Source organism: Sorangium sp. So ce296 (genome assembly GCF_051529605.1).
Taxonomy (GTDB): Bacteria; Myxococcota_A; Polyangia; order Polyangiales; family Polyangiaceae; genus Sorangium; species Sorangium cellulosum_D.
On record NZ_CP150325.1, the window covers coordinates 4055559 to 4068447 of the forward strand.

At 74.9% G+C, this 12889-nt stretch carries 9 protein-coding genes; 6 read left to right on the top strand and 3 right to left on the bottom strand.

Annotated features, from left to right (window positions below; translation table 11 throughout):
• Positions 1–305: 305 nt before the first annotated feature.
• From WME98_RS15210 to WME98_RS15220, 3 genes are all read right to left on the bottom strand, one after another.
• On the bottom strand, positions 306–1211 hold the full coding sequence (locus tag WME98_RS15210; RefSeq protein WP_437951937.1) for an alpha/beta fold hydrolase: 906 nt from the start codon (positions 1209–1211) through the stop codon (positions 306–308).
• A gap of 188 nt (positions 1212–1399) precedes the next feature.
• Positions 1400–3025, bottom strand: coding sequence for a multiheme c-type cytochrome (locus WME98_RS15215; protein ID WP_437951938.1), 1626 nt, complete (start codon positions 3023–3025; stop codon positions 1400–1402).
• 135 nt (positions 3026–3160) lie between these two features.
• Entirely contained in the window at positions 3161–4636 is a 1476-nt protein-coding gene (locus WME98_RS15220) for an MlaD family protein (RefSeq protein WP_061625132.1), read from the bottom strand.
• Positions 4637–4829: 193 nt separating this feature from the next.
• Between WME98_RS15220 and WME98_RS15225 the strand changes: the two genes are divergently transcribed.
• The 6 genes from WME98_RS15225 to WME98_RS15250 all read left to right on the top strand — a co-directional run bounded on the left by WME98_RS15225 (position 4830) and on the right by WME98_RS15250 (position 12886).
• Entirely contained in the window at positions 4830–5987 is a 1158-nt protein-coding gene (locus tag WME98_RS15225; RefSeq protein ID WP_437951939.1) for a CAP domain-containing protein, read from the top strand.
• Positions 5988–6144: 157 nt separating this feature from the next.
• Complete coding sequence (locus tag WME98_RS15230) at positions 6145–8616, top strand: Hsp70 family protein (protein WP_437951940.1); 2472 nt, start codon at positions 6145–6147, stop codon at positions 8614–8616.
• On the top strand, positions 8616–8999 hold the full coding sequence (locus WME98_RS15235; protein ID WP_061627831.1) for a hypothetical protein: 384 nt from the start codon (positions 8616–8618) through the stop codon (positions 8997–8999). Before WME98_RS15230 ends, WME98_RS15235 begins: the two co-directional genes overlap by 1 nt.
• Positions 8957–10531, top strand: a complete 1575-nt coding sequence (locus WME98_RS15240) for a hypothetical protein (RefSeq protein WP_437951941.1) — start codon at positions 8957–8959, stop codon at positions 10529–10531. The genes WME98_RS15235 and WME98_RS15240 overlap by 43 nt, the downstream gene beginning before the upstream one ends.
• Positions 10532–10601: 70 nt before the next feature.
• The gene (locus tag WME98_RS15245) at positions 10602–11375 is read left to right on the top strand and encodes an ABC transporter ATP-binding protein (RefSeq protein ID WP_437951942.1); all 774 of its coding nucleotides are present in this window, start codon (positions 10602–10604) and stop codon (positions 11373–11375) included.
• Positions 11372–12886, top strand: a complete 1515-nt coding sequence (locus WME98_RS15250; RefSeq protein ID WP_437951943.1) for a glycine betaine ABC transporter substrate-binding protein — start codon at positions 11372–11374, stop codon at positions 12884–12886. Before WME98_RS15245 ends, WME98_RS15250 begins: the two co-directional genes overlap by 4 nt.
• The last annotated feature ends 3 nt before the right edge of the window (positions 12887–12889 follow it).

Sequence of the window (12889 nt, forward strand, 5' to 3'; positions counted from 1 at the left end):
GAGATGGCTGGGTAGTGCTCGAATTTGCCCGGAAAGAATTCACATGAAGGCGGGAAGGCAGGAAGATCATTGATCTTTTCTTCCCGCCTTCCCGCCTTCATGTTCAATTTTGAGCACTGCCGACGGCTGAGGGCCGCCGCGGCCCGACCGAGCCCGTTCTCGGTTCCTGGACGGCCACCCTCGGTTCCTGGACGGCCGCCCTCGGTTCCTGGACGGCCGCCCTCGGTTCCTGGACGGCCACCCTCGGTTCCTGGACGGCCACCCTCGGTTCCTGGACGGCCACCCTCGGTTCCTGGACGGCCGCCCTAGGCGCCGGGCGCAAGGAAATCGATGAGCTCGGGGAGGACGAGCGCCGGGTCTTCCAGGTGGGGCGCGTGGCCGAGCGGCACGAGGCGCAGCGTGGCGCGGGGGATCGCGGCGGCCGCGGCGATGCCGAGCGGCGCCGGAAACACGTCGTCGCGCTCGCCCCAGAGCACCAGCGTCTCCGCCCCGATCTCGCCGAGCCGCGAGAGGCGATGGGGCACGGGGCCGACCGCGGGGAAGAGCGCGTTGAACGCGGCGACAGGGGCGACCCGGCCGTCGGGCACGGCGTAGAGCTCGCCGTGCAACGCCGCGAGGCGCTCGCCGCGCGGCGTGGGCTGCGGGGGGCGGACGCGGCGGAAGAGCGCCTTGCCGAGCACCCGCATCAGGCGCTCCGGCGGGGCGCGGAAGTAGGCGCGGCTCCAGGCGGTCATGACCGACCCGACCCCCATCGCGCCGATGAGCACGAGCTTCCGCGGGCGCGCGCGCCTGCGGAGCGCGATCTCCGCCGCGACCAGCCCGCCGAGCGAGTGGCCGACGAGCGCGGCGTCGCCGAGATCCAGCTCGAGCAGGAGCTCCTCGACCGGATCGGCGAAGAAGCGGAGGCCCTCCTCGAAGCCCCCGCCCTCGAACGGCGGCGACGAGGCGTGGCCGAAGCCCGGCAGATCCACGGCGATGACGCGGTGGCGGCGCGCGAGCTCGGGGAGCAGCGGGAACCACGTCGTCGCGGCGTTGCCGCGGCCGTGCAGGAGGACCACCGGCGCGCCGCGGCCGCCCTCCAGGTAGCGGAGCGTCGAGCTCAGCGCGGCGCGGCGGTGCACCGCGAACGGTGGCTCGCCGGCGGCGAGCTCCGCGAGGATCGCGCGCTCGGCCGGGCCCAGGCGGGAGACGACGGCGTGGACATTCGTCACGGGCGCTCCCCGTAGCGCGAACGATACGGCGCGGAAATGCCGCAGCCCCGAGGGGCGCCGCCGCGCGCCCGCCCGTGCGTCGGCACCGGCCGTCGCCGGGCCTGCGTCAGCACCAGGGCTGCGCCCGGGCCTGCGTCAGCACCAGGGCTGCGCCCGGGCCGGCGTCAGCCCCGACCCCGGGACCTGCGTCAGTCCCGGCCGTGCCCGGGCCCGAGGATGAGCTGCATCTTGGCCATGGGCTCGAACCCCTCGACGTGCGGCGGGTGGTGGCACTGCGTGACGCAGCTCTCGGGCGAGGGCGCGAGCACGATGAGCCCCTTCTTCTCGGGATCCTTCGCGTGCAGCGAGCCCGGGCCGTGACACTCCTCGCACTGCACGTTCTGGAGGGAGGCGTTGTGCGTCACCGTGGAGCCGCCCGGCTTGCCGTAGCCGGTCACGTGACAGCTCACGCAGTCGAGGTTGTACTCCTTGAAATCCTGCTGCAGCGTCGCGTAGGCCCGCGCGTGCGCGGTGCCGTCGAAGACCTTGCGCTCCTCGTCGTGGCAGTTCGTGCAGGCGTCGATGCCGATGTAGCTGGCCTCGCCCTTCGCCGGCGGCTCGGGGACGCGATCCGCGAACGCCTCCTTGTTGTGGGCGTTGACCCGCTTGTAATAGGCGAGGAGCTGCCCGGCGACGTCCTTGTCGGCCCCGAGCTTCTCGCGCACCTCCACCGCGCTGTAGCGGAAGAAGCTGCCGGTCACCTTCGTCTCCGCCGACTCGAGCTTCGCCTTCTCCGCCCGGAGCTTCTCCAGATCGGCCTTCCGATCGGCGATGTCCTTCGCGGAGACCGTCTTGCTGCCCTCCCAGCCGTTGAGGCGGATCTCGAGCTCCCGGATCCGCGCCGACAGGCTGATGAGCTCGTCGGCCTTGGCGACGCCGCCCGCGTCCGCGAACACGAGCGGGCCGTCGCCCTTGCCGCGGACGAAGAGATCCACGACCGCCACCGACTGGAGGTGGTTCGGCGTCTCGACGACCAGCGTCGTCCCGATGAGCACCGGCGGCTTCGGGCCGTCGTTGACGTCCCCGCGCTCGCTGGGCTTGCCCAGCACGAGCACGTGCAGCTCCGGCGCGTTGTCGGCGAGCCGCAGCGCCTCGCCCCGCGGCAAGGCGGCGAGCCCCACGAACACCGTCGCGCCCTGCTTCTTCGCCTCCTCGACGCCCGCCTTCACCGCCTCGACCGTCGAGCCGGCCTTGACGCCGTCGGGATAGGCGCCGGCGAGGCCCTTCGGATCGCTCACGCCGATGAGGCCCACCTTCACGCCGGAGACGTCGCGCACCACGACGCCCCGGACGCCCTGCGCGCCCTCGAGGTTCTTGGCGAGCACGGCCGCCCCGGACTGCTCCTGGTACTTCGCGAGCGCCTCGGCGCCGAGCGCCCAGTCGTTCTCGCCCGGCGCCCACGCCGCGAGCCCGATCTCCTTCGCCGCCAGCGCCATCGCCTCGGCCTTCCAGGCGTCCTGGGTGCGGCGCTCCGGCTTCACCTCCGGCTCCATGAACAGCAGCGGCCCGGCGCCGACCACGAGGCGAGCCGGCGCCTCGCCGCGCTGGCCCTCGATCAGGGCGGCGAGGTGGTCGATGCCCCCGAGCTGGTCCTTCGTGCAACCGCACGGCTCCAGCGCGCCGGCCACGGTGCTGAGCACGTAGAGCCGCACCGTCGGCCGGGTCGCGCCCGCGTCGGCGTCCGCCTCCGCGCTCGCGGCGCCCTGCTCGGGGACCTTGCACCCCTGGCAGGCCGCCGCGCCGGCCGCCGCGGCGATCGCGAGGAAAGGGATCAAGAGCGCGTACCCCCGACGCACTCCGCGAAGAAGCGAGCGCTTCATGCCCGCGCTATAGCACACGAGCTCGGGCGCATAAGCGGAGGCCGCGCCGAGGCGCCGGTGTCGAGGCGCCGGCGCGGGCGCCGGGGACGCTCAGAAGCTCGACGGCGCGAAGGGCAGGACCGTCTTCAGGTCGGCGTCGTTGAACCGGAGCTGCAGGCCGATGAAGTAATCCCGGCGATCGGTGTTCAGGATGTCGTCCATGCCGCCGAGCAGCCACAGCTTGCGGATGAACTCGTACGCGAGCGCGACGCGCCAGCGCGGCGACAGCTCCTCGCCGAAGCCGAAGAGGTCCTGCCGGAGCTCGAACCGGTCGTCGAGCAGGTGGAGATCGAGGCCGAGGCCCCCCGTCGACTCCTTGATGCCGAAACGGCCCGTGAACGGGCCGAGCCGCTTCGCGAACTGGAACGAGAAGCGGAAGGCGTTCGTCGTGATCGTGCGGACCTCGCGGTAGTGCGCCGGGTCGTTGATGTTGGTCGTGTCGACGTCGATCTGCTGGAAGTCCGTCTTGCCGCGCGGGTCGTTCACCAGCTCGACGACGTAGTACTTGTCCTCGGTCGGCTGGAGCCGGAGCTCGACGTAGCTCTTGATGGTGTTGGCCAGGAAGTTGTAGTCGGTCCGGAGCCCGACCACCGTCTGGAAGCGGCTGATCCCGCCGACGAGCTCGCCGACGTCCTCGACGACCGTCTCGACCTCGTTGATCAGCGTCTCGTCCTTGGTGAGGCGGCCGAGCGTCCCCTCCCCGCGGTCGACGCGCGCGGCGATGCTGTCCACGTGCTTCAGCGCCGACTCGAGGTTCTCGGTCGCGCGCCCCACCCGCTCGGCGGCGCGCCGGAGCTCGCCGGGCTGCCCGCCCTGCTGGCCGGGCACCTCGGCCGCGGCCGTCATCGTGCGGATGTCGCGGGTCACCTGCTCGACGTTGCGGAGGATCTCCCGCAGGCGCGGGCCCGACTCGCCCGTGATCTGGTTGATGTTGTTGATCGTCTGCGTGACGCCCGCGCGGTTCTCGCGGACGGTCGCGTTCATCTGCTCGGTGACGTCCGCGAGGTTGTCGAGGATCTGCGCGAGCCGCTCCTGCCCGGTCTCGGAGCCGACGGTGTTCTTCAGCGTCTCGGTGACGGTCTTGACGTCCTTCAGGATCTCGGCGACCTGCCCCTGCATCGACTGGATCGTCGGCTCATCGATGTAATAGAGGACCCGCCCCTCGTCGGGGATGCGCGGCTTGCCCTCGGTGCCGGGCGAGAGCACGACGAACGACTCGCCGATGAGGCTCGTGGCGCGCTTGCCGATGGCCGCGTCCTCGTAGAGCGGGACGTCGGGGCTCATCTTGATGTCGATGCGCGCCTGGCCGTTGTAGAGCGAGATCTTGTCGACGACGCCGACCTGGATGCCCGAGATCATCACCCGCGATTGCGGGGACACGCCGATGGCGTCCGGCAGCGTGGCCCAGACGCGGTAGCCGTTCCCGCCGCCCACGTCGCGCGAGACGAAGCGGTAGCCGCCGTAGGCCGCGCCTGCGAGCACGATCGTCATGACGCCGACCTTCGCGGCCTTGGAGACCTCAGCCATCCTGCGCGAGCGCCACGGTAGCACGAGCCGACCGCGGGACCGCGCGGCTTTCTCCCCGACGCGACGGGTGGCGGCGTGGCGCGCCGCGGTCCGGTGCGAAGAGGCGCGCGCGGGTCCGGCGCGTGCCCGTCTCCCGCCGCACGCGGGCGGCCGGAGACGGGCGCCAGGTCCGGAAACCTGCTAGCCGAGGCGTATGCGGTCGTGGTGGGCCAGAGGGGTGTTCGTCGCGGCGCTCACCTTCGCCGGGGCGGCAGCAGCGGAGCCGCCGGCGCTCACGTGGGAGGCGGCGACGCGATCGCCGCAGCCGCCCGCGGCCCTCGCGCCGGACGTCGCCGCGCTCGCGGCGCGCTGCGGGAGCGCGGACGCGGCGCTCGCCGCCGTCGCCCGGCGCAACGTCGAGCGGCAGCTCCAGGGAGGGGAGATCATGCCGCCCGACGAGCTCGCCTTCACGCTGCGCGCCGCGGGCGCGCCGCACGCGTGGCCGAGGGGCTGGTCGATCTCCGGCCGAGGGCTGGGGCCGGACGAGGTCGGGGCGCGGCTCGACGGGTGGATCGCGGGCTGGACCACGCTCGGGGTGCGGCGATGTGGGGTGGCCCAGGCGAAGAAGCCGGATGGGACGGTGATCGTGGCCGCGGTCGGGGTGGACGCGCTCGCGGATCTGTCGCCGCTGCCGACGACGGCGCGCGTGGGGCAGTGGGTGACCCTCGAAGGGACGATGCGGGTGCCGGCGAGCGCGGTGAAGGTGGTGCTGCTGGGGCCGCGGGGCGCGCCCAAGACGGTGCTGAGCTCGCTGTCGGGCGCGCGGCTCCGCTCGAGCTTCGCGGTCGACCAGCCGGGGAGCTGGCTGGTGCAGGTGCTGGCCACGGTGTCGACCGGGCCGAGGCCCGTGCTGGAGGCGATGATCTTCGCGGGGAGCGCCCCGCCGGGCCGGTACGTCCGCGCGACCGCGCCCGGCGAGGAGGCCGCGAAGGGGGCGCAGGGCGACGAGGACGCGATGCTGCGGATGATGAACGCCGCGCGGGCCTCGGAGCGCCTGCCGGCGCTCGCGCGCGACGCGGCGCTCACCGCGCTGGCGCGGGCGCACTCCGAGGAGATGATCAAGGCGAAGATGGTGGGCCACGACGTGGGCTCGGGCGACCCGGCGGTGCGCCTCAAGGCGGCCGGCTACCGGGCGACGATCGCGGGGGAGAACGTCGCCAGCTCGAGCACGACCGAGGGCGCGCACCGCGCGATCTGGGCGAGCCCGTCGCACCGGGGCAACCTGCTCGACCGGCGCTACGGCAGGACCGGCGTCGCCGTCGTGCGCGACCCGAGCGGCCGGGTCTGGGTGACGCAGCTGTTCGCGGGGTGACCGCGGACGTCAGGCGTCAGGCGCCGCCGGTACTCTCGCCGGAGCCGCTCGAGCTCCGCCAGCGCGTCCGCGAGCCGGCGCTCGGCCTCTTCACCGCCGCGCCGGCGCCTGCGGCTCGCCCGGGCGGCCGCCGTGCCGCGCGTGTATCCTTGCACCGATGGCTGCACGCCCGCTTTACGTAGGCATCGACCTCGGCACCACGAACTCGACCGCGGCCGCCTTCGACGGCGAGAAGGTCACCCTGGTCAGGAACTCCCATGGCGCGACGCTCACTCCGAGCGTGGTGCGGATCGACGCGCGCGGGACGACCACGGTCGGCGCGCGCGCGCGCCGGTTCCTCGAGAGCGACCCGCAGAACACCCGCGCGGAGTTCAAGCGGCTGATGGGGACGGCCCAGCCGATCGAGTTCGCCGCGGCGAAGGTGACGCGGAAGCCCGAGGAGCTCGCCGCCGAGGTGCTCCGCTCGCTCCGCGCCGACGTCGCCGAGCACCTCGGGGCCCTGCCCGCCTCGGCGGTGATCTCGGTGCCCGCGCTCTTCGAGCTGCCCCAGAGCGCGGCGACGTCGGAGGCGGCGCGGCTCGCGGGGTTCGAGCGGGTCGAGCTCATCCAGGAGCCGGTGGCCTCGGCGCTCGCGGCCGGCTGGACGGCCGAGGAGCCCACGGGCAGCTGGCTCGTCTACGACCTCGGCGGCGGGACCTTCGACGCCTCGCTGCTCGAGACGCGCGACGGGCTGCTCCGCGTCGTCGGGCACGACGGCGACAACTTCCTCGGCGGGCGCGACTTCGACTGGGCCATCGTCGACTGGGCGCTCGCCGAGATCGCGCGCACCCAGGGCGTCACCGTGAGCCGGGCCGACCCGCGGCACGCGGCCGCGCTCCGCAAGCTCAAGCTCGCGGTCGAGGAGGTCAAGATCGAGCTCACCCGCGCCGACGAGGCGGCGCTCGCGATCCCCGGGGCGTTCGAGGTGGACGGCGCGCACGTCGACGTCGATCTGGTCCTCGGGCGGCCCACGCTCGACGCGCTCTGCGCGCCGATCATCGACCGCTCGATCGAGGTCTGCCGGCGGCTCCTCGCGGCGCATGGCCTCGACACGTCGCAGCTCGCGCGCGTCGTGCTCGTGGGCGGGCCGACCGTGATGCCGGCGCTGCGGGCGCGCGTCCGGGACGCGCTGGGCGCGCCGTTCGGCGAGGGGCTCGACCCGATGACCCTCGTCGCGCAGGGGGCCGCCATCTACGCGGCGACCGCCGGGCTCGACGCGCGGACGTCCGCGGGCGCGCGGGCCGAGGGGGCCAAGGAGGAGGGCCGCCGGCTCTGGCTCCAGTACCCGGCGATGTCGAGCGACCTCACGCCCCACGTGGTGGGCCGCGTCGTGGAGGGGCCGGGGCCCGCGCCCGAGCGGATCCGGCTCACGCGCGAGGGCGACGGCTGGACGAGCGCCGAGGCGCCGCTCGACGCCGAGGGGGCGTTCGTGGTCACCGTCGACCTGCTCCCGCGCCGGCCGAACGTGTTCCGCGTCGAGGCGACCGCGGCCGGCGGCGCGCGGGTGCCGGTGCACCCGCGGTCGATCACCATCGTCCAGGGGCTCACGATCAGCGATCCGCCGCTGTCGCGCACCGTCGGCGTCGCGCTCGCGGACAACTCCGTGCGGGTCTACTTCGAGCGGGGCGCGCCGCTGCCGGCCCGGCGGACGTTCGTGCACCACAGCGTGGAGAGCGTCCCGAAGGGCTCCAGCGCGTGCGTGCTGAAGATCCCCATCGTGCAGGGCGAGCTCGACGTCGCCCACCTCTGCCGCGTGGTCGGGACCCTCGAGATCGACGGGAGCGGGCTCACCCAGGCCCTGCCCGCGGGCGCGGCGATCGAGCTCACGCTCGAGCTCGATCGGGGCGGGCACCTGTCGGCGCGCGCGCTGATCCCGTCGCAGGGGCTCGTGTTCGAGCGCGTCGCGCACCTGCTCGTCCCCGAGGCGGCGCCCGAGGTGCTCGACGCCTCGCTCGCGGCCATGCGCGAGCGGCTCGCCTCGGTGCGCGAGAGCGCCCTGCGCAGGAACGCGCCGCACGCGCTCGGCAAGGTCACCTACGTCGAGTGCGCGCTCGTCGAGGTGGAGCGCGACGCGGCCGCGGCGCGCGGCGGCGACGCCGACGCAGGGCAGAAGGCGCGGCGCGCGCTGCTCGAGCTCGACGTGCTGCTCGAGCAGGCCGAGGCCGACAAGCGCTGGCCGGAGCTCGAGGCCGAGGCCCAGGCCGCCGTCGCGAACGCGTCGGTGTGGATCTCGCAGCTCGGGTCGAGCACCGAGAAGGCGCTCCTCGAGGAGGCCGCGCAGGGCGTCTCGCGGGCGCGCGCCGAGAAGAACCAGGTCGAGCTCCAGCGGCAGCTCCGCCTCGTCCGCAACCTGAGCAGCGCGGCGTTCCAGCGGCACCCGAAGGCGTGGGTGTGGATGTTCGAGGACGCCGCCTCCGAGGCGCACCAGGCGTCGGATCTGGTCCGCGCGCAGAAGCTCGTGCGCGACGGGCGCGGCGCGGCGGAGCGCGGCGACACGGCCGCGCTGCGGGCGATCACCGAGGAGATCTGGCGCCTCCTGCCGGTCGACGCGCAGAAGCGCAGGCTCGGCCACGAGTCGGGGGTGCGCTGATGGACGGCGCGCTCGGCCGCATCCGCGACAACCCGTTCTACGTGCTCGGCCTGCGGCCGACCGCGAGCCGCGCGGAGATCGAGCGCGAGGGGCAGAAGCTGCTCGGGATGCTCGAGCTCAAGCTCGCGAGCGCGGCGACCTACCCGACGCCGGTCGGCCCCGGCGCGCGGACCGCCGACAAGGTGCGCCAGGCCATGGCCGCACTCCGCGACCCGGAGCGGCGCCTCGCCCACGAGGTCTGGGCGCGGCTCGACCCGAGGCCGCCGCCCAGGGACGACCTCGACGACGACCTCGGCGAGCTGCCGCCGCCGGAGCCGCCCGGCGAGGATCCGCGCGCGCCGTGGCCGGACGCGCTGTCGGCGCTCGGCTGGAGGGCGCGGTGAGCTGGGGCGCCGCCCTGTGCATCGCGATCGCGCTGCGGGCGATCGGCGTGGCGGTCGCGCGGAAGGCCCGGCCCGAGGCGCCGTGGCGCGAGCTCGTGCTCGGCTCGGGCAGCTGGCGCATCCCGATGACCATCGTCCTCGTGCCGTTCGCGTTCGTCCTCGCGCTCGGCCTCGCCGTGGGCCAGCTCTGGTGCGCGCTGCTGCTCGCGCCGCTCGCGCTCTTCATCGCGCCGTGGCTCGTCGCGCGCGGCGTGCTCATTCCGCTCGGGCTGCCGCGCGCCGCGTACTTCGTCGCGTGGCTGTCGGACTGGACATGGCGCGCCGATCGCCGCGGCGGCGCGGCGCTCGCGGCCGCGTGGGCGCTCTGCCGCGCGCGGAGGCCGGACGCCGCGGTGGAGGCCTGGGTCGGCGAGCGGATCGAGCGCGCGGGGGCGGGGCCCGCGCCGTCGTCGACGAGCGCCGTTCCGCTCCGCGGCGCGGGGATCGCCGCCGGCGCGATGCTCGCGGCGCACCGCGGGGACGTGGAGGGCGCGCGGGCGCTCTTCGACAGCGTCGCCGGCCTGGACGAGCGCGCCTGCCCCCGCGAGGCCCGCCGCGTCGCCGCCGGGTGGCTCGCCGCCGAGGCGGCCTCGCGCGGCGACTGGCCGGCCGTGCTCGAGCGCGCGCGGGAGGGCGGCGGCCGGGCGCTGTCGCTGCTCGGCGCCGTCGCCGCGCGGCTGCTCGGGGAGGCGCCCGCGCCGGGCGCGCTCGAGCTCTGGCTCCGCTGGCTCGCCGCGCCGCACCGCCGCGCCACGCTCGCGCTCGTGCGCCGCGCCCTGGCCGCCAGCGAGGGCGCGCCGCCCCCGCAGCCGGAGGAGCCCGAGCCGTGCGCCGCCAAGGTCGCCGAGGGCGACCTGTGGAGCCGCGCGGTGCTGCTCCACGCGACGATGCTGCTGCGGCCGCGCGGCAAGGTCTCGGGCGACGATCTCCGGCGGCTGGGCGGCGCGTGGGACGCGGCGCTCGACGACGAGCGCGCCCAGGCCGAGCTCCGCGAGCGCGCGCAGCTGCTCGGCGCCTCGGGCGCGCAGGCGGCGCTCGGCCCGCTCTCGCGCGCGGTCGAGGAGGACCTCGCGGCGGCGCTGCGGGCGGCGCGCGTGCCGCGCGAGGCGTGGGACGATCTCGGCGGGACGATCGGCCGCACGCGCCGGCGCCTCCGGGACGAGCTCCTCTCCGAGGTGGAGCTCGCGTGCGACGCCCTCCGCCGCCGCGTCGACGAGAAGCGCGAGCTGCCGGCGCTGTCGGAGTGGCGCGAGTGGATCTCGCTGCGCGCGCAGTACGAGGCCGCGGCGGCGCTCGCCGGCGCGGAGTTCCGCCGCCTCGCGTTCCCCAAGGTGCACGCCGACGTCTGCCACGCGGCCGTCTGGCTGTTCAACGCGCGCAAGGAGCGGGCGATCGCGAACGCGATGTTCCGGTGGCTCCTCGCCGAGGCCGAGGCGCTCGAGGACGCGCGCCTCGCCGGGCTCCAGCGCGGCAACGTCGGGTGCGGGGTATGACGCGGGAGAGCGCGCCCGCGCCGCGCGCCGGGGCGGAGGCGGTTCGTCCGGATCCCTCCGAGCCGGCCGCATGATCGAGCTCGACCGGGTCACGAAGCGCTACGCCGGCGCGATCGCGGTCGACGGGGTCTCGCTGCGCGTCGAGGAGGGCGAGCTCCTCGTCCTCCTCGGCGGCTCGGGCTCGGGCAAGACGACCACGCTCAAGATGGTGAACCGCCTCATCGAGCCCACGTCGGGCGCGATCCGGATCGGCGGCAAGGACATCACCGGCGAGCCGCCGCACGCCCTGCGCCGGCGCATCGGCTACGTCTTCCAGCGGCTCGGGCTGTTCCCGCACCTGACCGTGGCGGAGAACATCGGCGTCACCCCGTCGCTGCTCGGCTGGGACGCGGCGCGCATCCGGGCGCGCGTCGACGCGCTCCTCGAGCTCTGCGAGCTCGATCCGGCGGCCGTGCGCGACCGCCGCCCCGACGAGCTCTCGGGCGGCCAGCAGCAGCGGGTCGGGGTCGCGCGCGCGCTCGCCGCCGAGCCCCGGGTGATGCTCCTCGACGAGCCGTTCGGGGCGCTCGATCCGCTGACGCGCGACCGGCTCCAGCAGTCGTTTTTGGCGATCCGGCGCCGGCTCGGCCTGACCGCGATGTTCGTGACCCACGACCTCGTCGAGGCCCTCCTGCTCGGCGACCGCATCGCCGTGATGCAGGGCGGGCGGCTCGCGCAGGTGGGGACGCCGCGGGAGCTCATGACCGCGCCCGCGGACGAGTACGTGGCGCAGCTCGTCGGGACGCCGAAGCGGCAGGCGGCGGTCATCGACGCGCTGCTCCGGGAGGGGGAGCGCCGGCCGTGAACGAGCAGCTCGCCCTGCTCCCCGGGCGCCTCCTCGCGCACCTCGAGCTCACGCTCGTCGCGCTCCTCGTGGGGACGGGCGTCAGCGTGCCGCTCGGCGTGCTGGTCTCGCGCGCGCGCCGGCTCGAGCAGCCGGTGCTCGCCGTCGCGAGCGTCATCCAGACCGTGCCGAGCCTCGCGCTGCTCGCGTTCATGGTGCCCGCGCTCGCCGCGATCGGCGCCGCGAGCATCGGCTACCTGCCGGCGCTGATCGGGCTCGTGCTCTACAGCGTGCTCCCGGTCCTCCGGAACACGGTGGTGGGCCTCTCCAGCGTCGATCCGGCCCTGATCGAGGCGGCCGAGGGCGTCGGCATGACGCCGGGCCAGCGGCTCCGGCGCGTGGAGCTGCCGCTCGCCACGCCGGTGATCGTCGCCGGCATCAGGACGGCCGCGGTGTGGACGGTGGGGACCGCGACGCTCTCGACGCCCATCGGCGCGGAGAGCCTCGGCAACTACATCTTCAGCGGGCTGCAGACGCGCAACACGGCGGCCGTGCTCGTCGGGTGCGCGGCGGCGGCGGCGCTGGCGCTGGTGCTGGACGGCACGGTGCGGGCGCTCGAGATCGGCCTGCGCCGGCGCCGCCGGGGCCTCGTGGCCGCGGCGATCGGCGCGTTCGCGCTGCTCTACGCGATCGCCGCGGCCGGCTTCGCCCGGGGGGCGCTCGGGGGCGGCGCGCGGCGGATCGCCATCGGATCGAAGACCTTCACCGAGCAGTACATCCTGAGCCGCGTCCTCGCGGGGAAGATCGCGCAGGAGACGGGGCTGCCCACGGAGGCGGTGGAGTCGCTCGGGTCGACGGTGGCGTTCGACGCGCTGAGGACGGGCCAGATCGACGCGTACGTGGAATACTCCGGGACGCTCTGGACGGCGGTCATGAAGCGGGGCGACACCCCGGCCGACCGGGGCGAGGTGCTCCGCGGCGTCACGCGGTACCTGCTCGAGGAGCACGGGATCGTGGTCGCCGCCGCGCTCGGCTTCGAGAACACCTACGCGCTCGCGCTGCGGCGCGAGCGCGCGGAGCGGCTCGGCGTGCGGACCATCAGCGATCTCGTGCCCGCGGCGCGATCGATGTCGATCGGGGGAGACTACGAGTTCTTCGAGCGCGCCGAGTGGAAGACGGTCGAGCAGCGCTACGGAATCGCGTTCGCGAGGCAGCGCAGCATGGACCCGTCGCTCATGTACGAGGCCGTGAGGGCGGGCGAGGTGGACGTCATCAGCGCCTTCTCGACGGACGGGCGGATCGTGTCGTTCGACCTGCGCGTGCTCGAGGACGACCGGCGGGCGATCCCGCCCTACGACGCCGTCGTCCTCGCGAGCGCGCGGCTCGCGCGGGAGCACCCGGAGGTGATCGAGGCGCTGCGGGGGCTGGAGGGCAAGATCGGCGCGGAGCGGATGCGGGAGCTCAACGTCGCCGTCGACGAGCGGGGAAAATCCCCCGCGGAGGTCGCCGAGGCGCTGCTGCGGGAGCTCTGACGG